The organism is Marinobacter flavimaris (assembly GCF_002933295.1).
Lineage (GTDB): Bacteria > Pseudomonadota > Gammaproteobacteria > Pseudomonadales > Oleiphilaceae > Marinobacter > Marinobacter flavimaris.
In genome coordinates, this window is record NZ_PSSW01000002.1 from 17,392 (window position 1) to 41,819 (window position 24,428).

The 24,428-nt window shown below is 58.5% G+C and carries 21 protein-coding genes; 15 read left to right on the forward strand and 6 right to left on the reverse strand.

Going from position 1 to position 24,428, the window contains the following annotated elements; all coding sequences use genetic code 11:
- Positions 1–17: 17 nt before the first annotated feature.
- From ispE to MDHKLMBL_RS03715, 3 genes are read right to left on the reverse strand one after another with little or no spacing between them, the layout of a single operon-like run.
- A complete protein-coding gene (gene ispE / locus MDHKLMBL_RS03705) occupies positions 18–881 on the reverse strand; it encodes a 4-(cytidine 5'-diphospho)-2-C-methyl-D-erythritol kinase (RefSeq protein ID WP_104270161.1) in 864 nt (287 codons plus the stop codon).
- A complete protein-coding gene (lolB, locus tag MDHKLMBL_RS03710; protein WP_008176346.1) occupies positions 878–1,510 on the reverse strand; it encodes a lipoprotein insertase outer membrane protein LolB in 633 nt (210 codons plus the stop codon). The genes ispE and lolB overlap by 4 nt, the downstream gene beginning before the upstream one ends.
- Positions 1,507–3,255, reverse strand: a complete 1,749-nt coding sequence (locus MDHKLMBL_RS03715; RefSeq protein WP_008176345.1) for a tetratricopeptide repeat protein — start codon at positions 3,253–3,255, stop codon at positions 1,507–1,509. Before MDHKLMBL_RS03715 ends, lolB begins: the two co-directional genes overlap by 4 nt.
- Positions 3,256–3,502: 247 nt before the next feature.
- On the opposite strand from MDHKLMBL_RS03715, the gene hemA reads away from it, so the two are divergent.
- From hemA to MDHKLMBL_RS03735, 4 genes are read left to right on the forward strand one after another with little or no spacing between them, the layout of a single operon-like run.
- A complete protein-coding gene (hemA, locus tag MDHKLMBL_RS03720) occupies positions 3,503–4,792 on the forward strand; it encodes a glutamyl-tRNA reductase (protein WP_008176344.1) in 1,290 nt (429 codons plus the stop codon).
- A complete protein-coding gene (gene prfA, locus MDHKLMBL_RS03725) occupies positions 4,789–5,877 on the forward strand; it encodes a peptide chain release factor 1 (RefSeq protein WP_008176342.1) in 1,089 nt (362 codons plus the stop codon). The genes hemA and prfA overlap by 4 nt, the downstream gene beginning before the upstream one ends.
- Positions 5,867–6,718, forward strand: coding sequence for a peptide chain release factor N(5)-glutamine methyltransferase (prmC, locus tag MDHKLMBL_RS03730; RefSeq protein ID WP_008176340.1), 852 nt, complete (start codon positions 5,867–5,869; stop codon positions 6,716–6,718). The genes prfA and prmC overlap by 11 nt, the downstream gene beginning before the upstream one ends.
- 14 nt (positions 6,719–6,732) lie before the next feature.
- Entirely contained in the window at positions 6,733–7,479 is a 747-nt protein-coding gene (locus MDHKLMBL_RS03735) for a HesA/MoeB/ThiF family protein (RefSeq protein ID WP_092030384.1), read from the forward strand.
- Between the two features lie 152 nt (positions 7,480–7,631).
- Here the strand turns inward: MDHKLMBL_RS03735 and phrB are convergent, their stop codons facing one another.
- A complete protein-coding gene (phrB, locus tag MDHKLMBL_RS03740; protein WP_104270162.1) occupies positions 7,632–9,035 on the reverse strand; it encodes a deoxyribodipyrimidine photo-lyase in 1,404 nt (467 codons plus the stop codon).
- Positions 9,036–9,200: 165 nt separating this feature from the next.
- On the opposite strand from phrB, the gene MDHKLMBL_RS03745 reads away from it, so the two are divergent.
- The 11 genes from MDHKLMBL_RS03745 to MDHKLMBL_RS03795 all read left to right on the forward strand — a co-directional run bounded on the left by MDHKLMBL_RS03745 (position 9,201) and on the right by MDHKLMBL_RS03795 (position 22,421).
- Entirely contained in the window at positions 9,201–10,010 is an 810-nt protein-coding gene (locus MDHKLMBL_RS03745; RefSeq protein WP_014576232.1) for a DUF432 domain-containing protein, read from the forward strand.
- 51 nt (positions 10,011–10,061) lie between these two features.
- Entirely contained in the window at positions 10,062–10,922 is an 861-nt protein-coding gene (locus MDHKLMBL_RS03750; protein WP_104270354.1) for a mechanosensitive ion channel family protein, read from the forward strand.
- On the forward strand, positions 10,903–11,400 hold the full coding sequence (locus MDHKLMBL_RS03755; RefSeq protein WP_041644996.1) for an ATP-dependent zinc protease family protein: 498 nt from the start codon (positions 10,903–10,905) through the stop codon (positions 11,398–11,400). Before MDHKLMBL_RS03750 ends, MDHKLMBL_RS03755 begins: the two co-directional genes overlap by 20 nt.
- Positions 11,397–12,302, forward strand: coding sequence for a 30S ribosomal protein S6--L-glutamate ligase (gene rimK, locus MDHKLMBL_RS03760; protein WP_008176329.1), 906 nt, complete (start codon positions 11,397–11,399; stop codon positions 12,300–12,302). Before MDHKLMBL_RS03755 ends, rimK begins: the two co-directional genes overlap by 4 nt.
- 3 nt (positions 12,303–12,305) lie before the next feature.
- Positions 12,306–13,370, forward strand: a complete 1,065-nt coding sequence (locus tag MDHKLMBL_RS03765; protein ID WP_008176327.1) for a succinylglutamate desuccinylase/aspartoacylase family protein — start codon at positions 12,306–12,308, stop codon at positions 13,368–13,370.
- A 14-nt stretch (positions 13,371–13,384) separates the two neighbouring features.
- Entirely contained in the window at positions 13,385–13,810 is a 426-nt protein-coding gene (locus MDHKLMBL_RS03770) for a secondary thiamine-phosphate synthase enzyme YjbQ (RefSeq protein WP_008176325.1), read from the forward strand.
- A gap of 224 nt (positions 13,811–14,034) precedes the next feature.
- On the forward strand, positions 14,035–15,012 hold the full coding sequence (locus MDHKLMBL_RS03775; RefSeq protein ID WP_008176323.1) for a TAXI family TRAP transporter solute-binding subunit: 978 nt from the start codon (positions 14,035–14,037) through the stop codon (positions 15,010–15,012).
- Positions 15,013–15,102: 90 nt separating this feature from the next.
- On the forward strand, positions 15,103–17,292 hold the full coding sequence (locus tag MDHKLMBL_RS03780) for a TRAP transporter permease (RefSeq protein WP_008176319.1): 2,190 nt from the start codon (positions 15,103–15,105) through the stop codon (positions 17,290–17,292).
- A 116-nt stretch (positions 17,293–17,408) separates the two neighbouring features.
- On the forward strand, positions 17,409–19,223 hold the full coding sequence (locus MDHKLMBL_RS03785) for a sensor histidine kinase (RefSeq protein WP_104270163.1): 1,815 nt from the start codon (positions 17,409–17,411) through the stop codon (positions 19,221–19,223).
- On the forward strand, positions 19,220–20,572 hold the full coding sequence (locus MDHKLMBL_RS03790) for a sigma-54-dependent transcriptional regulator (RefSeq protein WP_104270164.1): 1,353 nt from the start codon (positions 19,220–19,222) through the stop codon (positions 20,570–20,572). The genes MDHKLMBL_RS03785 and MDHKLMBL_RS03790 overlap by 4 nt, the downstream gene beginning before the upstream one ends.
- A gap of 154 nt (positions 20,573–20,726) precedes the next feature.
- Positions 20,727–22,421, forward strand: coding sequence for a methyl-accepting chemotaxis protein (locus tag MDHKLMBL_RS03795; protein ID WP_053114609.1), 1,695 nt, complete (start codon positions 20,727–20,729; stop codon positions 22,419–22,421).
- Between the two features lie 76 nt (positions 22,422–22,497).
- On the opposite strand, the gene MDHKLMBL_RS03800 is transcribed toward MDHKLMBL_RS03795, so the two are convergent.
- Together MDHKLMBL_RS03800 and MDHKLMBL_RS03805 are read right to left on the reverse strand one after the other, a co-directional pair.
- Positions 22,498–23,883 (reverse strand): PhoH family protein, encoded by a 1,386-nt coding sequence (locus tag MDHKLMBL_RS03800; RefSeq protein WP_008176310.1) that lies wholly within the window; start codon positions 23,881–23,883, stop codon positions 22,498–22,500.
- A 24-nt stretch (positions 23,884–23,907) separates the two neighbouring features.
- Entirely contained in the window at positions 23,908–24,399 is a 492-nt protein-coding gene (locus tag MDHKLMBL_RS03805) for a CBS domain-containing protein (RefSeq protein ID WP_008176308.1), read from the reverse strand.
- Positions 24,400–24,428: the final 29 nt, after the last annotated feature.

Consider the following 24,428-nt stretch of genomic DNA (forward strand, 5'->3'; position numbering starts at 1 on the left):
ATCGTGCTTTTTTGGCATCATTTCAGCTCTGTTAGCTTTTTGTGTAGAGGTGAAATGTTCACCCCTTTAGCTACGAACCCCGTGACGCCGGAGGGTTTGCTTTCCCAGATGATCCGGGCTGCGGATTCTGTCGGGAAACGTCCAAATATGCAAGCCCCGGTTCCGGTTAATCTTGCAGGTCCGAATTGTGAAAGCCATTCCAGGCTCTGGTTAACCTCAGGATACAGTTTTCGAACTACATCCTCACAGTCGTTTCGGTACCTCGAGGCGTCTCCCTCAAAAGCGGGCGCTATTTTGATTCTCGGGGTGTTCCTTGTCAACCCTTGCTCGGAAAAAATCTTGCCAGTGTTTATGTTGCAGCCGGGCTTGAGGACAACGAACCAGTCTTCCGGCGGATTTGCGTTGGTCAGTGTTTCACCAACTCCCTCACCAAAGGCGGCATGGCCCCGGACAAACACCGGCACATCGGCGCCCAGGCCGAGGCCTATTCCGGCAAGCTCATCGGTGCTCAAGTCGAGCTGCCAGAGATGGTTCAGGGCCAGCAGAGTGGTTGCAGCATTGGAGCTGCCGCCGCCCAGACCGCCGCCCATGGGCAGCCGTTTGGTGATGCCGACGGTGACCCCGGGCAAGTCGCCTTGAGCCCTCTCAAGGAGTGCTCTGGCGGCGCTAATGATGAGGTTGTCCTCGTCGTCGACACCGGGAACAGGCTCCGCGAGCCTCACCCCCGGCTCGCCGGGTGTCAGGGTGAAGCTCAGCTCGTCGCCGTAGTCCAGGAACTGGAACAAGGTCTGAAGCTCGTGATAGCCGTCTTCCCTGCGGCCGACAATGTGCAGGAACAGGTTCAGCTTGGCCGGTGAGGGCAGTATCAGGTCGGGTGTCACTCGGGCTGCTCCTGCCAGTCGCTGACCACCAGGCGCACCCGCTTGTCGTCCTTGAGCGCGGTAATCCGGGCGGGCAGCGCAGGGTAAGCAGAGAGGAAGGCCTGCCAGCGGTCGTAGCGGATTTCCCAGCCGTTCTGGCGGATTATGGCCAGGGTGCCCTGATTATCAAACAGCAGGCGATAGTCGCTGGCGGGGGATGGCAGGCCCCGAATCCACCAGGTCAGATTCTCCAGTGGCAGCTGCCAGCCCGTGGCCGCCTCGACCAGCGCTTCCGGTTCGCCCGAGCGGTAAGTTTCGCCGCTCGGCAGGGTCAACTCGATAAACCCGGGAACCCCTTTGAGTGTTGTGCTGCCCATACCGAGGAACGATGAGGAGAGGGCAAGATCGTAGGCTTCGCCATCCTGAATCCAGTGATTGATGATGGCGCTTCCGCTGTCGGATGGCTGGCGTACGGCCAGCTTCCCGGACAGCTTCCAGTGGTCGAGTTTGTCGAGATTGACTGCGCGAGTGGTCCAGTCAGCCGGAGGCTGGTCTGTCATGCCCTCCGGCAATGGATCGATCTGGATCGTAGTGCAGGCGCCGAGGGTGGCAAGCATCGTCAGTGCGGCCAGAATTCGCGCCAGTCTCATTCGGTGTCACCACCATTGGTCAGCCGATCGATGGTTTCTCTGAGCACTTCGTGATTGCTGTCCTGTTCGAGGCCTTCCTGCCAGATGATTCTGGCCTGTTCTTCGGCTCCGTTCATCCATAGCGCCTCACCATAGTGAGCGGCAACTTCCGGATCGGGGAAGGCGGCCCAGGCACGGGAGAGGTACTCTAGCGCCGGCTCGAGCTGGCCTTCGAGGAACAGGACCCAGCCCATGCTATCGAGAATGGCCGGATTGTTCGGGTCCAGCCGCAGAGCTTTCTCGATATAGCCGCGGGCTTCTCTGAGTCTGTCTGTCCGAGTGGTCAGGATGTAGCCCAGGGCATTCAGGGCAACGGCGTTTTCCGGTTCCTGTTCGATAATCTGCTTCAGGTCGGCTTCGGCGTCGGCAGGCCGTCCGATGCCATCGTAGAGCATGGCCCGGGCGTACCGGATCTCGATATTGTCCGGATGTTCTTCCAGGGCTTCCGTGGCGGTGCTCAGGGCCTGCTGTTGTTGTTCCTGATCCAGCAGCAGGTTCACCTCCAGCAGCCAGAAGTTCTCTGCCTGGCGGGGATTGGCTTCGCGCAGCCTGCGAATGCGGTCAATGGCGTCCTCAAGCTGTCCATTCTCGGCCAGCAGAGAGCTGGCGCGGGCCAGGGCCGGGAAGTAGTAATTGCCCTGTTCCACGCTCTGGTAATAGCCAATGGCCTGCTCGGTATTGCTTGCCTGGTCTTCAATGCGGCCCAGGTAGTAGTTGGCTTCGCTGGTATGGTGGCCCTGTTCGGCCAGTTGTGTCAGTTCTTGCCGGGCCAGGTCGGTCTGCCCATTTTCAAGAGCGACCAGTGCATGAGAGAGTCGCAGGCCCGGCGTGTCCGGGTACCGCTTTACGAGGCGATTGAATTCATCCTGGGCAGCCTGCAATTCACCTTCATTTATAAGCATGCGGCCGTAAAGGGTGCCCATCTGTCGGTTGCCCGGAAAGCGGCGGGTGTTGGTCAGCAGGTAATCCAGGGCGCTGCTTTTCTGACCGGTCTGGTAGAGCAGGTCGCCCTTGAGAATGATAGCCGGCTGGAAGTTTGCGTTTTCCTGCAGCAGTGGTTCGAGTCTGTCCAGGGCTTGCTGTGGCTGCCCGGTTACTTTCAACAGGAGCGCAATGCTGTATTCCAGTTCCGGGGTGTCGGGGTGGCGGTCCGACATCTCATTATAAAGGGCGAGCAGTTCCTGCTGTTGCTCTGGCGGCAGATTGGCTGCCATAGCGGCAAGGCTGTCGAAGTCAGCATCACCGCCCTGATCCATGATCCGTTCCATGTGATGGATGGCGGTCTGGAGGTCGTTTCCCTTTACGGCCTGGATCGCAGAAATCCGGTGGGCCTGGAGATTATCCGGGTCGATGTCCAGCCACAGCTCGGCGAGCTGTTTCTGGGCGTTATCGCCGTTCAGGGATTGGGCGATTCGCATCGCCCGCTCGATCACCACCTGGTCTCGGGACTGTTTGGCAGCCTTAAGGTAGTTAACCAGGGTAATGTCGTAGCGTCCGCGCTGGGCTGCAATTTCGGCAGATAGAAGCAAATAGAGGGTTTCGGGCTCAAAATCGGCGTATTCAACCGGCGGTTGTGGTTCTGTCTTTTCCCCAGCGGCGACGGTTTCGCTCTTGGCAGGCGCTTCCTCTGTGCCGGTGAGGCTGGCACAACCTGCCAGCGTGAGGCCAAGCAGGCAGGTAAACAGAAACGGTACGGATTTGTGCATGCAACTTCCCATGATCTGTCGAAAACGCATCTGAAATAACCACGCTCCAGCCCCGGAATTGAGGTAGATCGGGTCGCGGCCTCAGCCGAATCCCTATAATGGCATAAGCACCTGATCTTGCCCAACCTGTCCGCACTTGCCGAAGCTGCGGTGGTTTTGGGTGGCAGCTCAGGCCGCTGGCCGTTAAAATGTCCAGTAATTGCGCGTATCTAAACCGCTCATCGGCAAAAGGTTGTACAACCACGAAATGGCACTGGTAACGCTGGGAATCAATCATCGCACGGCCCCCGTAGAACTACGGGAGCGAGTGGCGTTTACGCCCGAGCGTATGGCGGAGGCGTTCGCCGAGCTGCGTGCGACGTCAGGCGCCACCGAGGCGGCGATACTGTCTACCTGTAACCGGACCGAGCTGTACCTGGCCGGCGATGATGACTGCGCACCCATGGTGCTTCGCTGGATGGCCGGCTTCCATGGAATGGACGCCGCGGAACTGGAAGAAGCGCTGTACGTGCACCGCGATGGCGATGCCGTCAGGCACATGATGCGAGTGGCCGCCGGCCTGGACTCCATGGTGCTTGGCGAGCCACAGATCCTCGGGCAATTGAAGGATGCCTATTCGCTGGCCAGGGAACACGGCGCCAGCGGCTCGTTCCTCTCCCGATTGTTTGAACATACCTTCTCGGTCGCCAAACGAGTGCGGACCCAGACTGCCATCGGTGAAAATCCCGTTTCTGTTGCCTATGCCGCGGTGAGCATGGCGCACCACATATTTGCCGACATGTCCCGCAACAAGGCCCTGTTGATCGGTGCCGGCAAAACCATCGAACTGGTGGCCCGGCACCTTGCGGATGCCGGCGTGAAAGACTTCCTGGTGGCCAACCGTACCCTTGAGCGGGCACAGGCACTGGCAGAATCCCGTGGTGGCAAGGGCATTGTGCTGTCCGAGATTCCGGAACATCTGGCCGATGTCGACATTATTATTTCTTCAACGGCAAGCCCATTGCCGATCCTTGGTAAAGGTGCCGTTGAGCGAGCCCTGAAGAAACGCAAACACCGCCCCTATTTCATGGTGGATATTGCCGTGCCCCGGGATATTGAGCCGGAGGTGGCCTCGCTGGATGACGTGTATCTCTACACGGTGGACGACCTGCGCCAGGTTATCGAAGAAAATATCCGCTCTCGTGAGGGTGCGGCCCGGGAGGCCGAGAATCTGGTGGCGTCCGGGGTTCAGGATTTTCTGAACCAGCTAAGGGCGCTGGATGCGGTGTCCACGCTCAAGCAGTTCCGTCAGCGTGCCGAAGTGCTGCGCGATGCGGAGACCGAGAAAGCCCTGCGCGCCCTGCGCAATGGCACAGATCCTGAAACCGTGCTGCGCAGTATGGCACGCGGCCTCACCAACAAACTCCTGCACGAGCCCTCTGTGCAGGTTCGCAAGGCCACCACAGAAGGTCGCACCGAGGTGACAGAGTGGCTGCGTGAGTTGCACCAGCTGGATGCACTGGACGCGGACACGACGACAACCCCGGAAAAACTATGAAGCCATCGATCCAATCCCGCCTCGAGCAGCTTTCTGACCGCTTCGAGGAAGTCAGCGCATTGCTTAGTGATTCTTCCATTATCTCCCAGCAGGACAAGTTCCGGGACCTCTCTCGGGAGTTCGCCGAGATTGAGCCCATTGTTCATTGTTTCCAGGCCTGGCAGCACTCTCTGGATGACATCGAGGCTGCGCGCGAACTGGCGAAAGACGGCGACGCCGACATGCGGGAGATGGCCGAGGAAGAACTGCAACTTGCCGAGCAGAAGAGCGAGGAGCTCGATGAAGAGCTCCAGCGCCTGATGCTGCCGAAAGACCCGAACGACGGCAAGAACGTATTTCTGGAGATTCGCGCCGGCACCGGTGGTGACGAAGCTGCCATTTTTGCCGGCGACCTGTTCCGGATGTATCTGCGCTATGCCGAGCGCCGGCGCTGGCAAGTGGAGGTCCTGAGCGAGAGCGAAGGCGAGCACGGCGGCTTCAAGGAACTGATTGCGCGCGTGGCCGGTGACGGAGTGTATGGTGCCCTGAAATTCGAGTCTGGTGCTCACCGGGTGCAGCGTGTTCCGGAAACCGAATCCCAGGGCCGGATCCATACCTCCGCCTGTACTGTGGCGGTGATGCCCGAGGCCGATGAGGCCGAGGCCATCGAGCTCAACAAGGCGGATCTGCGGGTAGACACGTTTCGTGCGTCAGGTGCTGGCGGCCAGCACGTGAACAAGACCGATTCGGCGATCCGGATAACGCATTTGCCAACGGGCATTGTGGTGGAATGCCAGGAAGAGCGTTCCCAGCACAAGAACCGCGCCAAGGCGTTGAGCCTGCTGGCCTCTCGGCTTCAGAATGCCGAGACCGAGCGGCAGCAAAAGTCCATGGCCGAGACCCGCAAGAGCCTGGTGGGCAGTGGCGACCGGTCCGAACGGATCCGTACGTACAACTTTCCCCAGGGGCGGGTGACGGATCATCGGATCAACCTCACCCTTTACAAGCTCGACGAAGTCATTGCCGGTGACCTGGACGCCGTCGTCGTGCCTCTGCAGCAGGAGCACCAGGCCGAGCTGCTCGCCTCTCTCGCCGATGACCAGTAAACCCTCACTGACCTGCGAAGCCCTTCTGAAGGAGGCATCCAGCCGAATTGAAAGTGATTCGCCGAGGCTGGATGCCGAGCTGCTGCTTAGCAACATTACGGGGCTTAGCCGAACCAGTTTCCGGGCCTGGCCGGAGCGGGAAGTGACCAATGCTCACGCTGAGGCCTTTGAGGCGCTTGTGCAGGAGCGCGTGGCCGGCAGGCCTGTGGCACATTTGTTGGGGCATCAGGAATTCTGGTCACTGCCGCTGAAAGTCAGTGCCTCCACCCTGATTCCAAGACCGGATACCGAATGCCTGGTGGAAGTTGCTCTTGCTTTGCCGCTACCACCGCAAGCCAGTGTGCTGGATCTGGGAACAGGGACGGGCGCCATTGCCTTGGCTCTCGCCAGTGAGCACGTGGGCTGGCGAATATCTGCCTGTGATGCCGAGCCCGAGGCAGTGGCACTGGCCCGTGAAAACGCCGTTGCCCTTGGCCTGAACCTTTCCGTGGTCCAGAGTTCCTGGTTTTTGGGGCTGGAGCCAGAGAGGTTTGATCTGATTGTCTCCAATCCACCCTATATCCCCGATAGCGACCGCCACCTTGAGGAAGGGGACGTTCGATTCGAACCTGCCTCGGCCCTGGTATCCGGGAGCGATGGCCTGGATGATCTGCGGCTGATTATCAGCCAGGCGCCGGACTGGCTGGTTGAAGGCGGCTGGCTTCTGGTTGAGCATGGTTTCGATCAGGCAGAGGCCGTGGCACAGTTGTTTCACACTCGCGGGTTTAAAGCCGTTGAGACCCGGCAGGATTATGGCAACCGGGATCGGATGACACTCGGACAATGGTCTTCGGGTGCCTAAAAGTGGAGATGCAGATGCTCAGTGACGACGAATTATTGCGCTACAGCCGGCAGATCCTGATGCCCCGGTTCGATATTGCCGGCCAGGAAAAGCTGCAGTCGGCCAGGGTTCTTGTGATCGGTGCCGGCGGCCTGGGGTGTCCTGTCGCTTTGTATCTGGGCGCCGCAGGTGTCGGGACCCTGACCCTGGTGGATGACGATAATATCGAACTGGCCAACCTTCAGCGCCAGATCGGTTTTGAAACCTCGCAGCTGGGTGAATCCAAAGCGGAAAGCCTTGCCGATCGGATGCGTCGGATCAACCCGCTGGTGTCCGTTATCGCCCTGAATCAGCGCCTCGAAGGTGAGGCTCTGACGCGGAAGGTCGCGGAGGCAACCCTGGTGGTGGATTGCACGGATAACTTCAACACCCGGTTTGCGCTGAACCGTGCCTGTGTGGCGTCGAAAGTGCCGCTGGTGTCCGGTGCGGCTATTCGGGGCGAGGGACAGGTTTCGGTTTACGACAGCCGGCGGGAGGAAAGCCCCTGTTACCATTGTCTTTATCCGGAACAGGGCAATGAGGATCTGACCTGTTCAGAGGCGGGGGTTATTGCGCCACTGGTCGGGATGATCGGGGCGACCCAGGCCATGGAGGCCATAAAGGTGATTTCCGGGGTTGGCTCTCCTCTGGTGGGGCGATTGCTGATTCTGGATGCCTGGGAGATGCAGTGGCGGGAGATGAAGCTGGCTCGGGATCCTGATTGCCCGGTCTGTTCTGGCTGACTTTGGTGTCTGCGGAGTTGGCGATGGTCTGCCCAAAACACGCCGTGAATACGTCCCTGTAGGCTCCGCTCCGCCATCCATGGCTCCGCAGGGTTTTGGGCAGACCATCGCCAACCCCGCTTCCGGGTTTTGAGTCAGCCCTCCAGAGACTTTCAGTTCTTCAACTCTTGGAACTTGGCTATAGCCTCCTTCCTGCTTTCTTTAAGATCAACGATCTGCCTCGGATACCCCTTCGGAATAACACCACCTTTCGTACCCGGATCGTGAATCCGTTTGCTATCCAGTTTCGCTAGCTCCGGTACCCACTCCCGGATGAAATCCCCATCGGGATCGAATCGCTCGCTCTGGGTAACCGGGTTGAAAACGCGGAAGTAGGGGGCGGCGTCGGTGCCGGTGGAGGCGCTCCATTGCCAGCCGCCGTTGTTGGAGGCCAGGAAGCCGTCGATCAGTTTTGACATGAAGTAGGCTTCGCCCAGGCGCCAGTCGATGAACAGGTTTTTGGTGAGGTACATGGCGGTGATCATGCGCAGGCGGTTGTGCATCCAGCCGGTCTGGTTGAGTTGGCGCATGGCGGCGTCGACGATGGGGACGCCGGTGTTGCCGGTTTTCCAGGCTTCGAACTTGTCGCCCGGGGTGTTCCATTCGAGGGCTTCGGTTTCCGGTTTGAAGGCGCGGTGCATGCTGACCCGGGGGTAGTGGTACAGGATGTTGATGTAGAAATCCCGCCAGGCGATTTCGGTGATCCAGGTTCCCAGGCCTTCCTGGTTGCCGCCGGCGCCCTGCGCCTGCCGGCCGGCTATCAGGCATTGCCGGCCAGAGAGAACACCGTTGGCGAGATAAGGGGATATCTGGCTGGTGCCATCGATGGCGGGGAAGTCACGCTTTTCCTTGTACGCACCGCCGCGTTTTTCGAGGAAGCGCTCGAGCTGGTCGTGGGCGGCATCTTCACCGGTTGCAACGAGGGGCTCGGGGGCGTCTCGAAAGGCTTCGGGTATGGTGTCGATCTGTTCCGGGCTTACGGCGTTACCCCTGGCTTTGGGCGTTGGGAAAAGACCCGGATGGGTTTCTTCTATCCAGCTGCGCCAGCGTCTGGAAAACGGTGTGAACACGGAGTAGGGGGCATTCTGTTGGGTGAGGATCTCGCCTACTGGTGCAACTGTCTGGTCGCGGTATTTGCGAACGGCAATGCCGAGTTGATCAAAGCGGTGTTTCAACGCCTTGTCGCGTTTGCGCTCGTTAACGCCGTACTCCTCGTTAAAGTGCAGCGCTGTGACCCCGTGCTCTTCGCAGTGGCTCTCGAGTTTGCCAAGGCTGTCGTCGAAGCGTTTTGCGTGAATAAAGGACAGCGGTATACCCAGCTTGGCCAGCTCTTCGGCCAGGGCGTTGGCGTGGGCGACGACGAATTGCACCCGGGCCGGCGACCAATCGTGTTCCTGCCATTGGTCCGGGGTGAGAATAAAACAGGCTCGCACCTCTTCGCTGCTTTCGCAGGCGGCTGTGAGGGCGGGGTTGTCGGCAACCCGGAGATCGTTTCGGAACCAGACCAGTTGTGTCATCCGTAATCCATAGTTGTCTGAGGGATTGATGTAAGTGTAATTACAGCCCGGTGTATCAATAAAATCACCAACTTGGATATTCGCCCGGGCTGGCTGATTGGATTATAGTTAGGACACTTTTACAGCAATTCAGCCGGCCGATCCTCAAGGAGTTCTGTGGCAGGAATGGAGAACAACAGCGAAGGTCGCCGTGACGGCGTTTGGGCCCAGCCTTATTCACTGGCTTCCGGCCAGACCCAGTATCATCAACTGGGTCATATTCGTTTGTGGGTGACTCTGTTGGACCAGGAATGGCAGATTCGTTCAGAAACGCTGGAACTGGATACGGATCCGGCTAGCTGGACAGAAAATATCGGCCACACTCTGCCTTCGGCTTCTGTGCCGCTGCAGCGTTTCATTCGGGAAAACCAGTCGTCGACCGTGACATTCCTGCCGGCACTCGCAAACATGCCTACCGTGATTCGTCCTTTCCAGCCCCTGACGATTCCCGCCGGCGGCCGCTGCACAATCTACGTGGGCACGCTGGTCTGGATGAAGGTCTGTGCCGGCGACAAGCAAACCGTGTTGACGGAAATTCCCCTGGCGTCGCCTTCGATGACCTGGGTGGGCAGAAATACCATGGAGGGCGAGCTTTGTTATACCTCTCATAGTTTTGCTCGTCTTGTGCTTGAGGCGGTGCCGAAACGCCCCTGGCGAGCCGTCACGCCGGTGACGCTGATCAACCGGCGGGATGAGCCCCTGCTGCTTGAGCGCTTCAGTCTGCCCACGCCGTTGCTGTCATTGCACCAGAACGATCGGGGCCAGCTCTGGACGCCGGGGGTAACCGTTGAAGTTGAGACCGACATGAATTCGGCGAGTCTGCATGTGGAACAGTCGTTGCTGGCCGCAGCGGGCACCTGCCGGCCGGTGGCGGATGCTCGTGAAAAAATGGCCCGCGGCCGGCTTGTCCGGGCGTTTGACCGGATGTTTGGCTGAAACGGATCTGATGGAGTCGACGCTTTGCTGGAAACAATGCAAACAGGCGTAATGCAGTTTTTTACCGATATTGCCTGGGGGCAGTGGATCAGTTCCGCCTTTCTTGTGGTGTTGGGGCTGTTCCTCGGGTCTCTGGCGGCCCGCAGTGTCGGCCGTTTCATGGCGCAGCGCACCTCCCGCCATCATACCGTCATGGTTCGGCGGCTGGTGTTTTACGTCATCGTGGTGCTGTTTTTTGTGGCGGCCCTGCGGGAGGCCGGGTTCTCTCTGGATGTGGTGCTCGGCGCTGCCGGTATCCTCACCGTTGCCATTGGTTTTGCTTCTCAGACCTCGGCGTCGAACATGATCAGCGGCCTGTTTCTGCTGGTGGAAAAACCCTTTGAAATCGGTGACTTCATTGAGGTAGACGCGACCATCGGGGAAGTCGTCGGCATTGATATGCTGAGCGTGAAGTTACGCACGCCGGACAACCTGTACGTGCGGATTCCCAATGAAACCCTGATCAAGACAAGGGTGGTCAACCGTTCCCGGTTTCCGATACGCCGGCTCGACCTGACGGTGGGGATTGCCTACGCTGAAGATGTAGAGCGGGTGGAAAGTCTGTTTCTGACTCTGGCAGAAAAGAATCCGGTCTGTCTCGAAGAACCCAAGCCCTTCACTTTGGTGACAGCGTTTGGTCCATCCTCGGTCGATCTGCAGTTCTCTTACTGGGTGCCGAAGGAAAAGGTGCTTGAAGGGAGAAGCGGCATGATGGTCGCGATCAAGAAAACCCTGGATCGGGAAGGCATTGAAATTCCGTTCCCCCACACCAGCGTTTATGCGGGTAGCCATTCAGAGCCGTTCCGTGTTCAGCTGTTGGGGCCGGAAAAAATCACTGAAAAGGATCTCCCGGATGTCGACAAAGACAGCTGACGTTATCAAAACCATCCCACCGACCCCCGCCGAGAGTAAGATGAGTCTTGGCTGGCGGGAATGGGTGGCGCTGCCGGACCTGGATATCAGCCGTATCAAGGCGAAAATCGATACCGGAGCCAGAACTTCCTGTCTCCACACGTTCCGCACTGAACCCTACACGGAAAACGGTGAACGGCGCGTGCGCTTCTGGGTTCATCCGGTACAGAACGATCTTCACCAGGTGGTGGAGTGTGACGCCAGGGTGCTGGATGAGCGGAACGTGTCTGATTCCGGCGGCCACAAGGAAATGCGCCTGGTCATCGAGACCACGCTGCTGATTGGCGGCCAGAAATGGCCCATTGAAATGACATTGACCAACCGAGATTCTATGCGGTTCCGGATGTTGCTGGGCCGTACCGCTATGTCAGGGCGCTCAGTGATCTATCCCGAAGCTTCCTATCTTGCCGGCAAGCCGGCCTTAAGGACTGAAAAATGAAAATAGCGGTACTGTCACGAAACCGTCACCTCTACTCGACCCGCCGTCTGGTGGAGGAGGGCATTAATCGTGGCCACGAAGTGAAGGTGATTGACTGCCTCCACTGTTCGATGAATATCACCTCGGCCAATCCACAGATCCACTACCATGAGGAGGTCCTTGAGGATTTCGATGTGGTGATTCCGCGGATCGGTGCATCGGTGACGTTTTACGGAACGGCGGTATTGCGCCAGTTCGAGATGATGGGCGTGTTTCCGGTGAATGAATCCGTGGCTATCAGCCGTTCCCGGGATAAGCTCCGCTCGCTGCAACTGCTGGCCCGCAAGGGTGTAGGAATGCCGATTACCGGTTTCGCGAACAAGCCGGATAACGTTCCGGAGTTGCTTCAGATGGTTGGCGGGGCGCCGGTGGTGATCAAACTGCTGCAGGGTACCCAGGGCATCGGCGTGGTGCTGGCAGAAACCCGCAAGGCTGCGGAGAGTGTGATTGAAGCCTTCATGGGCCTGAAAGCGGATATTCTCGTGCAGGAATTCATCAAGGAAGCCGGCGGTGCCGATATCCGTTGCTTTGTGATCGGCGACAAGGTGATTGCGGCCATGAAGCGTCAGGGTGCCGAAGGCGAATTCCGTTCGAACCTGCACCGGGGCGGCACTGCCTCCCTCATACGCATCACCCCCCAAGAGCGCAGCACTGCCATCAAGGCCGCCAAAGCCATGGGCCTGAACGTTGCCGGTGTTGACCTGCTCCGCTCCAGCAGGGGGCCACTGGTAATGGAGGTGAACTCGTCGCCTGGCCTTGAGGGCATCGAGAACGCCACGGGCAAGAACGTTGCCGGCATGATCATTAACTGGACCGAAAAGAATCAGAAGCCCTGGAAGACCCGGACCAAGGGGAGAGGCTAAAGCATGGCTCGTGCCCCCTATGAAATTGCCGGGACCCAGGTAAAGGCCGGAACCCGGCAAACCGTGGAAGTTCCGGTCGCCAAGCTGTACACCCATACGCCGCTGCACATTCCCGTTGAGGTTGTGCACGGCCGGCGAAGTGGCCCGGTATTGATGGTGTGTGGCGCCATTCACGGTGATGAGATCAACGGTGTTGAGATCGTTCGTCGGGTGCTCACCAATTCGGCGTTGAGGCACCTTCGGGGCACGTTGGTTGCGGTGCCTATCGTGAACATTTTCGGGTTCGTGCAGCGCACCCGATACCTGCCTGACCGGCGGGATCTGAACCGCTGTTTTCCCGGCAGTGAAAGTGGCTCCCTGGGCGGGCGTATTGCCTACTTGCTGCGCACCCAGATTATGGAGCGGGTGACCCACATTATTGATTTGCACACGGGTGCAGTTCATCGATTCAATCTGCCGCAAATTCGTGCCGAGCTGAAAAATCCGGAAACCGTGCGCATGGCCGAGGCCTTTGGTGCCCCGATCATAATCAATTCGGGGCTCCGAGAGGGAAGCCTCCGGGCCTACGCTGATTCACAGGACATTCCGGTGATCACCTTCGAAGGCGGAGAGGCTCTGCGATTTGATGACGTGGTGATCGGCAGCGGTGTGAAAGGGGTTATCCGGGTGATGCGTGAACTCGAAATGATCCCGGCGAAGAAGGGGCCCAAGGCACCGAGAAAACGGTCTGAAACCGCGGCCAATTCCCAATGGGTGCGGGCGGATATCGATGGGATCATGAGGCCTGTCGCCCGGCTGGGCCAGAAGGTTCGCAAAGGCCAGAGGCTGGCCATGGTGGCGGATCCCTTCGGCGAATCGGAAACCGCGGTGGTGTCACCCTGCTCAGGTATCGTGATCTGCGTGAATAACCTGCCACTGGTGAACGAGGGTGAGGCGATCTACCACGTCGCCCGATTTGACGAGCTCAGCGAGGCGGAAAAAGCGATGGATTATTTCCGCAGCAGCTACGAGGGCGATGTCGGCGACGATGTGGTTCCCGTGCACCCCTGGGATGACCGGCAGAAATAATCGAGAGGGCTGTCATGATCTGGGATCAGTCGTTTATCGAGTTGGCGCCGCTGCCGCGGGGTTTTCATCTGGTCACCAATGAAATCCTTGCCCAGGCGCCGGACCTGACCAACTGCGAAGTCGGCTTGCTGCACCTGTTCATCCAGCATACCTCCGCTTCGCTGGCGGTGAACGAGAACGCCGATCCGGATGTGCGGGGCGACCTGGAACGCCATTTCAACGTCATGGTGCCGGAGAATGCGCCGCACTATGAGCACGTTATGGAAGGGCCCGACGACATGCCGGCTCATATCAAAAGCATCCTGATCGGCCCCTCGCTGACCCTCCCGGTCAGCCATGGTCGCCTGGCACTTGGAACCTGGCAGGGACTTTATCTCTGTGAGCATCGGGATCGAGCCGGTAGTCGTCGTATTGTGGCGACTCTTCAGGGTCGCTGGTAGCCAGAACCCGAAACGCCCTACGTGTCGGGATTCACCCATCTGCTCTTTCCGATGGGTGGATTTCCACCCATTTTCCAGCGCCTGACCTTGCTCTGATTCTAGTAAGGCCCTGTTTTTCCGAATTAATCGAGATCTGGTCTGCTCCTTGCTGATTGGGTTACCCACCGGAGCTGTTAGAGCTTCGTTGAGCACCCAACAAACAAAATGAATCGGGAGCATTCCTTATGAAAACCCAAGCCGTAATGGCGGTGGCCTTTGCCTCCACCTTCGCAGTCGCAACCCCCGCAACAGCCCAGGATCGTTCGGACTGGCCGAGCAACTTCACCGTTGGTACCGCCAGTCAGGGTGGAACCTATTTTGCCTACGGTTCCGGTTGGGCGAACTTTGTGGCTGAAAACCTGGGCGTTTCCGGTGGTGCCGAGATCACCGGCGGACCGGTTCAGAATATGGCGCTGGTGCACACCGGCGACCTGAAGTTTGGCCTGACCACCATGGGCCCGGCTCGGGAATCCATGGACGGTAACAGCCCGCTTGCGCCGGGCATGAAGATGGACAACGTCTGCGCCATGTTCCCGATGTACGAAACACCGTTCTCGGTGACCGCGCTATCCAGCTCTGGCATTACTTCCATCGCCGATATCCCTGATGGCGCCACGATCGGTTTTGGTCCGGCGGGCTCCACCTCGGACACCTACTTTCCGCGCATGATGGAGACCCTGGGTGTGAACTTCGAACGCCGCAACGGCAGCTGGTCTGATCTGGGCGGTCAGCTTCAGGATGGACTGATTGATGTGGTTGCCTTCGCCGCCGGTATTCCCATTCCTGCGGTCAGCCAGCTGGAAGTGCAAACCGACGTGAACATCATCGGTATGAACGATGCCGAGGCCGAGACCATTATCAGCAACTTCCCGGTGTCCGAGTTCATCATTCCGGCGTCCACCTACCAGTCCCTGGATGCGCCTTCCCGCGTGGTATCCATGTGGAACTTCGCGATGGTCAACTGTGATGTATCTGAAAGCTTCGTGTATGAAATCACCAAGCTGACCATGGAGAACAACGACAAGATGGTCTCCATTCACAAGGCGGCCCGTAACTCGGTACCCGAGAACTACACAAAGAACAACGTCCTGCCCTGGCACCCGGGCGCTGCGCGTTGGTTCAACGAGAATGGTTACCCGATCGAAGACAGCCAGATCAAGTAACAGTGCTCGAGCAGGAGGCTGCCCTGCAGCCTCCTGCAATGTATGGCCAGCCGAGTTCTGGCTCCGATTTGCCTGCAAGCAGGGTGTGTCATGACTACCGAACAAGATTCCAAAGACCTTCCGGACATTGAAGTGGGCGAAGACCATGTACTCGCGCACAACGTGGACGAGGAACCGGTCGAAGCCAACCGCCGGCTTTTCGAAGGCGGCCTGCTGAAATTCGTCGCGCTGCTGGCGATAGCCTATTCAACCTTTCACCTGTATTCCCTGAACATAGCGCCCCTGGAAACCTGGTCGTTCCGGATTGTGCACATTGCCGGTGCCCTGGTGCTGGGTTTCGTTCTGTTTGCCGGCGCCCGGTTTGTGTCATCGGAAGAGGGCGGCGCACGCCACCGGTGGACAACCTGGATCAGTGCCGGTGCCATGCTGCCGGCTCTCTATGTGTTGTATCAGACATTTTCGTTCTGGCAGATGGTTCAGAACGGCGCCATGCGGATTCCGGTCGAACTGGAGGTGTGGCACTTTGGCTGGCCGCTGCTGGCGGCGACCGGTGTTGGCATTGTCATGAGCTGGTTTCATCAGCGCGAGCGATCGGTATTCAGTGTGCCCGACCTGGTGTTGATCGTCTGCTCGCTGGCCGTGGCCGCCTATTTCCTGGTGGTTTATAACACGTCCATGCGGATGTCGACCGGCACCTCCTTTGCGCCGGTGGGTATCTCGTTTGCAGCCATTGCCGGCACGGCCCTGATCATGGAACTTACCCGGCGCGTGGCGGGGATGGCACTGGTGATCATCGGTCTGGTGTTTCTGGCCTATGTTTTCGCAGGACCCTACCTGCCAGGTTTCCTCGGTTACCCGGGGCTTTCGGTTCAGCGTTTCTTCAGTCAGGTGTATACCGATGCCGGAATCCTTGGGCCGACCACGGCGGTGTCTTCGACATACATTATTCTGTTCATCATTTTTGCCGCCTTCCTGCAGTCCTCGAAGGTGGGTGACTACTTCGTGAACTTTGCCTTTGCGGCGGCCGGCCGTTCCCGGGGTGGCCCGGCCAAGGTATCGATCTTTGCATCGGGCCTGATGGGTATGATCAACGGCACCAGTGCCGGCAACGTGGTATCCACCGGCTCCCTGACGATTCCATTGATGAAGAAGGTGGGCTACAGCAAGCAATCCGCAGGCGCTGTCGAGGCGGCCGCGTCTACCGGTGGACAGATCATGCCACCGATCATGGGCGCCGGCGCCTTTATCATGGCGGAGATTACCGGCATTCCCTACACCGAGATTGCCATCGCGGCGATCATTCCGGCGATCCTGTATTTTGCCTCGGTTTACTTCATGGTGGATTTTGAAGCCGCCAAGACCGGCATGCGCGGCATGCGTGAAGACGAGCTGCCAAAGCTCAGAACCATGATGAAGCAGTGCTATCTGTTCGTGCCGATCATAATTCTGATTGTTGCCTTGTTCATGGGCTATTCGGTGATCCGGGCCGGCACCCTGGCGACCGTTTCTGCCGCGGTCGTGAGCTGGCTGTCGCCCAACAAGATGGGTCTGCGGCATATCCTTCAGGCACTGGAAATTGCTTCCTATATGGCGATCCAGATTATCGTGGTGTGCGCAGCGGCCGGGGTAATCGTGGGCGTGATTTCGCTGACGGGAGTGGGCGCGCGCTTCTCTGTGCTGTTGCTGGACGTTGCGGCCACGAGCCAGTTGCTGGCACTGATCTTCGCCATGTTCATTTCCATTCTACTGGGTATGGGGATGCCGACCACGGCGGCCTATGCGGTAGCTGCCTCGGTGGTCGCGCCCGGCCTTGTCCAGTTGGGTATTGAACCGCTGACGGCGCACTTCTTCGTGTTCTACTTCGCTGTAGTCTCCGCGATCACACCGCCGGTTGCGCTGGCCTCCTATGCCGCTGCAGGCATATCGGGCGCCAATGCCATGGAAACCTCCGTGGCCTCGTTCCGGATTGGCATCGCAGCATTCATCGTGCCTTTCATGTTCTTCTACAACGGCGCGTTGTTGATGGAAGCCGGCTGGTTCGAGATCGCGAGGGCACTGGTAACCGCAACCTTTGGCGTTTACATGCTTTCTGGCGGCGTGCTCGGTTGGTTTGCGAGCATTTCCGCGTCCTGGATAACGCGACTCCTGCTGATTGCGGCCGCGTTGCTGATGATCGAGGGAGGGCTCTGGACGGATCTCACCGGTATTGCCCTGGCGGTCCTGGCGTTCGTCATCCAGAAGCAGCGTAAAACTCGCCTTGCCACAGCTGGCGCCCTGTAACGGGGGCTTGCTGGCTGCGTCAGAACAACCGTGCCGTGGAAGCATCGCACGGTTGTTCTGCACCCGGCCTGGCTATACTCTAGCGGCTTTCCGCGGTTTTTCGGGAACCGGACCCTATGCCTTACCGTATTGGCGTTTTTCTCCTTTTCGTGGCGACCCTGGTGACCGCCTGGCTGCTCGGTGGCTGGGTTGGATACCGGCAGGTGGAGCAGGAGAGCCTGGAGGAGTCCTTCCGATATCGCCAATTGGTGGCCAACGAACTGAACCGATATCTCCCGGTGCCCGAGCTGATGGCAGAGCATCCGTTATTGCAGCGGGCGCTGGAGGCGCCTGACAATCCCTCTGCTATTCTCGCGGCCAATGAACAGATGCAGCGCATGGCCACTATCGTAGGCAGTTCGGATGTCTACCTGATGGATACTCGCGGCCTGACGATCGCAGCCAACAACTACCTGCAGCCAGACAGTTTTGTCGGGCGGAATTTCAATTTCCGGCCGTATTTCTATGAGGCGATGGAATCGGGCGATTCGGCGATCTATTTCGCCCTCGGCCTGATGTCTGGCGTGCGGGGTCTGTATTTCTCGCATCCGGTTCGGGACGAGGGCGGCCAGATTATCGGGGTGGTCGCTGTGAAGGTTCTGGTTCACGAACTGGAATCCCAATGGGATCGCCCTACTGGCTTGCGAGAGGCGGAGATGGTCGTGCTTGATCATAATGGCATCAGTTTTCTCGCGAGCAGGCAGGACTGGCTTTACCGCAATTTCTCGGGGATGGCCGATGCCGTGCCCGACGAGTATTCCCGCCGGCGTTATCCAGACCGTGATTTGACGCCAATGGCACTGAAAACGTTGGGAACCCCATGGGGGCTTCTCGAGCAGTCAGCAACGGTCCGTATCCAGGACAGTGGCAAACCCCGGGAATATCTGAGCGTACGCACGCCTCTGCCAAGGATGGACTGGACGCTTCAAGTCATGGTGAGCACTCGCTCGGTCGTCTGGACCCGGTTGGGTTTTGCGGTCGGTGGCGCAGCGCTGTTCTTTGGCGGCCTGTTGACCTGGCTGTACCTGCGCGAGCGCTACCGGCGCGAGGCTGAACTGGCTCTTCGGGGCGAGCAGCTGGAGCGAAGCGTGGCCGAGCGAACCGCAGACCTGGAGAACTCCAATCGCAAACTGGTGGAGGAGATCCGGGAGCGAGAACGCACCCAAACCGAGCTGCGGGAAACACAGCAGGAGCTGATCCAGGCTGCAAAACTGGCGGTGCTGGGTCAGATGTCCGCGGGCCTCAACCATGAAATGAACCAGCCTCTGACGGCCATTCAGACCTATGCCCGAAACAGCCGCCGCTTCCTTGAGAAAGGTGCCGGGGAGATGGTGGATGCTAACCTGTCAGAAATCATCCTGCTGTGTGACAAGATGGCGGAGCTGACCCGGCAGTTCAAGGTGTTTGCGCGTAAATCCGAAGGCCCGCCAGCGGTGGTGGATCTCCGGCAACCGATTGACGCATCCCTGAAAATTATCGTTGCCCAGCAATCGAGCTCGGAAATCGATATCCAGTGGCACCGTCCGGACTCGCCGGTGATGTGCCACGGCGACCTGATCCGGATAGAGCAGGTTATGGTTAACCTGATGGCGAACGCGGTTCAGGCGGTAGAGGGTGGTGCTCGGCCGGAAATCCGGATTGATATAGAAGAAACCGAGCAGCACTGGAAATGCCTGGTGCGCGATAACGGGCCCGGATTGCAGGGCGACACCGAACAGATTTTCGAGCCCTTTTTTACCACCAAATCGGTCAAGCAGGGACTGGGTCTTGGGCTTTCCATATCGCGCCAGATTGTGGATGCGCTGGGTGGCAGCCTGACTGGTCGTAACCGCCGGGATGGGCCGGGCGCAGAATTCGTCGTAACCCTCAAGAAGCGGGAGGCCATGGAATGACAGAACCCTCGGTAATCTTTGTGGACGACGATCCACACATCCGCCAGGCCATTGCCCAGACACTGACCCTGGAGGAGTTGCCGGTCAGCTGCTTCGAAGATGCGCCATCGGCGCTGGGGCATATCAACGCCGATTACGACGGCGTGGTTCTCTGCGACTACAACATGCCGGAGATGAACGGCCTGGAGATGCTTGACCGGCTTCGAGCTATCGATAACACCATTCCCGTGATCATTCTTACCGGGCAGGGCGACATAAGCACGGCGGTAACAGCCATGCAGCAGGGCGCTTATGATTTTATCGAGAAGCCGTTTGATCATGATGAACTGATAGAGCTGCTCCGCCATGCCCTGGAAAAACGGCATCTCGCCCTCGAGAACCGGCGACTGAAAGCACAGCTGCGGCACCTGGCCAGACCCGGTCCACGAATGTTGGGGGATTCGCCGTTGATGCAAAAGGTCATGGCGACCATTGATCCCATCCTCGACATCTCGGCCAATATTCTTCTGCACGGGGAAACAGGGTCCGGGAAGGATGCGCTGGCCCGATACATTCATGAGAACAGTGGACGCAGCGCCCACAACTTCGTGGCAATCAACTGCGGCGCGGTGCCCGAGAACCTGATTGAAAGCGAGTTGTTTGGCCATGAGGCCGGGGCGTTCACCGGGGCTGAAAAGCGCCGGATCGGCAAGATTGAGCACGCCCACAAGGGCACCCTGTTCCTGGACGAGGTTGAAAGTATGCCCATGCCCTTGCAGGTGAAGCTCCTGCGGGTGCTGGAAGAACAACGGGTCGAGCGTCTGGGCAGCAATAAGGTTCAGGAGGTGGATGTCCGGATCATCGCCGCCACCAAGGCGGATCTGAAAAAACTCAGTGACGACGGCGAATTCCGGCCCGATCTCTATTACCGGCTGAATGTGGTCAAAGTTGACATCCCGCCGTTGAGAGAGCGGAAAGAGGACATTCCTCTGCTGTTCCATCATTTCGTGCTGATTGCCGCGGCCCGTTACGATCGGGAGAGCATACCGCTTGATGCTGGTCAGGCCGCCCGGCTGATGCAACATTCATGGCCCGGCAACGTTCGCGAACTTCGGAACCTGGCTGAACGTTATGTCCTGCTGGGGCCGGCAGCGCTGGATGAGAACGAACCTGCGGATACGGCCAATGTGGCGGGTCGACAGACGCTTGCCGAAATGATGGACGGTTTCGAGCGTTCTGCCATTATCAGCGCCCTGAATGCCAGCCATGGCAGCATCAAGGACACCATGGTCCAGCTCGGTATTGCTCGGAAAACCCTGTACGACAAGATGCGCAAGCATGGGTTGGACAAAGCCCAGTTCAAGGATTGATGAGCAACAAAAATTTACCGGCATGGTTACAGGCTGGAAACAAACTACGCAGTATCATCAATGATATTGCCCCCGGTTTTTGCGTAGTCTTTGCGACTTTTTCCATGCCGGATCGCCCGGCGAATTGATCACTTAACCAAAAAGACTACCAGTCATGAAAAACCTGACCATCCAGACACGGGTACTGTTGCTGGCCCTGGTGCCGGTGATTGTGCTCACGGCATTCCTGACCAGTTACAACCTTAACCAGGCCAGTGCTATTGGCGAAGAGGCCGTTGCCGGTTTCTCCTCCGATATGGAAGAGAGTAAACGCCAGGAACTGCAGAATTATCTGGCCGTTGCAAAGTCTTCCATCGAGCATCTCTATAATCAGCCTGGGTCCGCAGACGATCCGGAGGTGCGCGAGAAAGCGTGGGAGATCCTGCGACAGCTTCGTTTTAACGATTCGGGAAGCACCGGTTATTTTTTTGCGTATGACACCCGGGGTGTCAATGTGATGCACGGCGTCAACCAGTCTCTGGAAGGCAAAAATCTCTGGGACTTCCAGGATCCCAACGGAACCTTCCTGATTCGTGAGCTGGTAAAGGCGGCGCGCAATGGCGGCGGTTATGTGCCTTATGGTTGGAAAAACAGCGAAACCGGACAAGTAGCGCCCAAGCTGGGCTATGCGGAAATGCTGCCCAAGTGGGGTGTGATGATCGGCACCGGCTTCTGGATTGACGGCCTTGAGGCCCAGGTAGCGGCGATGGAAAGCCAGGTGGGGACTTCACTCGAGGACGCCGTGATAGGCTCAGTCAGCACCTCACTTGTCGCATTGGCGCTGATCGTCCTGCTTGCCCTGATCGTGGTCCGCAGCATCATTCGGCCCCTGAAATCGGCCGTGTCGGCAATGAATGACATCGCCAGCGGCGATGGCGACCTGACCCGTCGTCTTGACGTTTCCGGCAAGGATGAGCTTGGACAGTTGGCGACTGCCTTTAACAGTTTCGCCGACCAGGTGCACGGACTGGTTGAACGCGTGCTGTCGTCTACCCGCACGCTGAACGAGGCCACGGCTGATTTGAACCAGGTCATGACTGAAGCCGAGCAGGGCGTCGAGCGACAGAAATCCGAGAGTGATCAGGTGGCAACGGCGATGAACGAAATGACCGCAGCTGCCCAGGAGGTTGCGAGCAACGCGAGTGAAGCCTCCACGGCCGCCGATCATGCCAATGGACAGGTTTGCGATGCCCAGGGCCTGGTACATCAGGCTACCGAAGTTATTGGCGGGCTCTCCGAGCAGGTGGGAGAGGGCGTTCGGGTTATCGAGCAGCTTGGCACTGACTCTCGCCGGATTGATAGCGTACTGGAGGTCATTCGCGAAATTGCTGATCAGACCAACCTGTTGGCCCTCAACGCTGCGATCGAAGCGGCACGGGCCGGCGAGGCCGGTCGGGGTTTTGCCGTGGTGGCTGACGAAGTTCGAACGCTGGCTCGCCGGACCCAGCAGAGCACCCAGGAAATCCAGGATATGATTGAGCGGCTTCAGTCTGGGGCAGGGAATGCGGTCAAGGTAATTGCTTCCATCAGTGAGCGCAGCGAAGCGACCGTGGAAGAAACCCGGCAGGTCAACGATGCGCTGCAGCGCATTGGTCAGGCTGTGGCAACGATCACGGACATGAATACACAGATTGCCAGCGCAGCCGAAGAGCAGACCAGCGTTTCCGAGACCATTAATCAGAACGTGCATGAGATCGTCGCGATTACCGAACAGACGGCGCAGGGAACCCGTCGGGCCGGAGATGCAACTCAACGGCTGAAGAACCTGGCGTCCGAGATGTCAGAGCAGGTCAGTCGGTATCGGGTGTAGGCATTACTGATTAAGTGAGAAAGGGGCAGAACTCGGGTTCTGCCCCTTTTTTTCGTTCTTTAAATGCTCGCCAATGTCAGAGATTGGCTTCGGCAAATTCTGCCAGTAGCGACCGGGGAACACCCTGCAGGTGGATGTGGGCGCCATGTCGAAAGCGCTTGAATCGTTCGGTCATGTAGGTGAGGCCCGAACTCAGGGCACTCAGGTAGGGCGTATCGATCTGCGCAAGGTTGCCTAGGCAGATCACCTTTGACCCGTTGCCAGCCCGGGTAATGATGGTCTTGATCTGATGGGGCGTCAGGTTCTGTGATTCATCGATAATGATCAGGCTGTGCTGGAAGCTGCGGCCCCGGATGTAATTCATGGATTTGAAGTGCAGGGGCACCTTGCTGAGGATGTAGTCGACGCTGGCGGTCATGTTCTCGTCGTCCTCGTGGAGGGCTTCCAGGTTGTCGACGATGGCGCCCAGCCAGGGCTCCATTTTCTCGGCTTCAGTTCCGGGCAGGAACCCGATGTCCTCGTCGAGGCCCTGGGTGGAGCGGGTGGCAATAATGCGCTTGTAGAGCTTGCTGGCCACGGTCATCTCGATACACGCAGCCAGCGCCAGGATGGTTTTGCCCGAGCCGGCGGAGCCGGTGAGGTTGACCAGGTGGATGTCCGGGTCCAGGAGCAGGTTCAGCGCCATGGCCTGATAGATGTCCCGGGGAACCAGGCCCCAGACTTCCTCGTTCATCAGGTCGTGTTGGTGCAGGTCCTTGATGATCAACTGGTCGTCGGAGAGGTCCACCACCTTACCGACGAAGCCCATTTGATCGATGACGAATTCATTGATGTTCAGCTTCGCCAGCTCGCCTTCCCGCTTGAGGATATGTTCGGTTGAACCCTCCCGCTGAACCGTCTCCACTTTCTCGATGGTGTCCCAGAAGGAGTTGGGGAATTCCCGGTAGCCCTTGGGCAGAAGATCAATGTCATCGAGCAACTGGTCGTTGTGGTAGTCCTGAGCTTCGACGCCGAAGCCCCTTGCCTTGAGGCGCATGTTAATGTCTTTCGACACCAGGATAATGTCCCGGGACTTGTGGCGGTTCTGGAGAGCAGCCAGGGTGTTGATGATCTTGTTGTCGTTCAGATGCTCTGGCAGCGAATTGTTGCCACTGTCACCGGTGCTCATCAGGATCGAAAGAGTGCCCAGGGGTTCGGCCTTCTTGCCACGCACGATGGGAACACCTTTCTCGATCACCTTCGGGCTGGCATCGCCCAGCAACTTATCGATGTTGCGGATGGCCTGACGGCAGTCAGCGGCCACGGCTTGCTTGCCGGATTTGAGGCTGTCGAGTTCTTCGAGGACCGTCATCGGGATGATGACATCGTGTTCTTCAAAGTTGAGGAGGGCGTTCGGGTCGTGGATCAGGACGTTGGTGTCGAGGACGTACATCTTTCGGCGAGCTTGCGGTGCTCTGGGCATAAGTGGCGCTACCTCTCTGGTGGCTCAGTCGTTATCGGCGCAGCGTTGCGTGAGTTCCTCATCCGAGATCACTTTCAGCATATCGTAAGTCGTTATGATGCCGGTAATTTTTGAATCATTGGTGACAAAAATCCGGTGCAGGTGCTCGCGCATCATGATATTCGCAATGTCGCGCACCGGCGTCTTCTCGTCAACCGATAAAACGATGGGGGTCATGATGTCCCGGACTTCTACCGGCACCTTGCCCATTTCCTCAAAGATCACCATTCGCAGGCGTCGGGCTTCCTCCCGCTCTTCGGGAGTCAGATGCCGGTCCGCATCGGAGCGCGTGGCGTTCCAACGGAATTCGGTGATGTCTTTAAGAGTGGCAATGCCGACAATTTCGCCGTCGTCATCGGTGACGGGGCTGCCGGTTATCTCGTTGTCGGTGAGGAAGCGGGCCAACCGGTCCATGGTCCAGGATTGCGGGACGGCCTTGATGCTGGGTGTCATGATCTCGTAGGCGAGAACGGTCATTGATCTGGGCTGCCTTCTAGAGTCCTTTC

Excerpts from the sequence above, each read along its gene's own strand:
- MDHKLMBL_RS03795 (WP_053114609.1), top strand. The coding sequence starts at position 20,727 with ATGAAAAACCTGACCATCCAGACACGGGTACTGTTGCTGGCCCTGGTG.
- MDHKLMBL_RS03745 (WP_014576232.1), top strand. The coding sequence starts at position 9,201 with ATGGAGAACAACAGCGAAGGTCGCCGTGACGGCGTTTGGGCCCAGCCT.
- MDHKLMBL_RS03765 (WP_008176327.1), top strand. The coding sequence starts at position 12,306 with ATGGCTCGTGCCCCCTATGAAATTGCCGGGACCCAGGTAAAGGCCGGA.
- rimK (WP_008176329.1), top strand. The coding sequence starts at position 11,397 with ATGAAAATAGCGGTACTGTCACGAAACCGTCACCTCTACTCGACCCGC.
- MDHKLMBL_RS03800 (WP_008176310.1), bottom strand. The coding sequence starts at position 23,883 with ATGCCCAGAGCACCGCAAGCTCGCCGAAAGATGTACGTCCTCGACACC.
- lolB (WP_008176346.1), bottom strand. The coding sequence starts at position 1,510 with ATGAGACTGGCGCGAATTCTGGCCGCACTGACGATGCTTGCCACCCTC.
- MDHKLMBL_RS03770 (WP_008176325.1), top strand. The coding sequence starts at position 13,385 with ATGATCTGGGATCAGTCGTTTATCGAGTTGGCGCCGCTGCCGCGGGGT.
- prmC (WP_008176340.1), top strand. The coding sequence starts at position 5,867 with ATGACCAGTAAACCCTCACTGACCTGCGAAGCCCTTCTGAAGGAGGCA.
- MDHKLMBL_RS03785 (WP_104270163.1), top strand. The coding sequence starts at position 17,409 with ATGCCTTACCGTATTGGCGTTTTTCTCCTTTTCGTGGCGACCCTGGTG.
- MDHKLMBL_RS03790 (WP_104270164.1), top strand. The coding sequence starts at position 19,220 with ATGACAGAACCCTCGGTAATCTTTGTGGACGACGATCCACACATCCGC.
- MDHKLMBL_RS03780 (WP_008176319.1), top strand. The coding sequence starts at position 15,103 with ATGACTACCGAACAAGATTCCAAAGACCTTCCGGACATTGAAGTGGGC.
- phrB (WP_104270162.1), bottom strand. The coding sequence starts at position 9,035 with ATGACACAACTGGTCTGGTTCCGAAACGATCTCCGGGTTGCCGACAAC.
- MDHKLMBL_RS03775 (WP_008176323.1), top strand. The coding sequence starts at position 14,035 with ATGAAAACCCAAGCCGTAATGGCGGTGGCCTTTGCCTCCACCTTCGCA.
- MDHKLMBL_RS03805 (WP_008176308.1), bottom strand. The coding sequence starts at position 24,399 with ATGACCGTTCTCGCCTACGAGATCATGACACCCAGCATCAAGGCCGTC.
- MDHKLMBL_RS03715 (WP_008176345.1), bottom strand. The coding sequence starts at position 3,255 with ATGCACAAATCCGTACCGTTTCTGTTTACCTGCCTGCTTGGCCTCACG.
- MDHKLMBL_RS03755 (WP_041644996.1), top strand. The coding sequence starts at position 10,903 with ATGTCGACAAAGACAGCTGACGTTATCAAAACCATCCCACCGACCCCC.
- MDHKLMBL_RS03735 (WP_092030384.1), top strand. The coding sequence starts at position 6,733 with ATGCTCAGTGACGACGAATTATTGCGCTACAGCCGGCAGATCCTGATG.
- hemA (WP_008176344.1), top strand. The coding sequence starts at position 3,503 with ATGGCACTGGTAACGCTGGGAATCAATCATCGCACGGCCCCCGTAGAA.
- prfA (WP_008176342.1), top strand. The coding sequence starts at position 4,789 with ATGAAGCCATCGATCCAATCCCGCCTCGAGCAGCTTTCTGACCGCTTC.
- MDHKLMBL_RS03750 (WP_104270354.1), top strand. The coding sequence starts at position 10,062 with ATGCAGTTTTTTACCGATATTGCCTGGGGGCAGTGGATCAGTTCCGCC.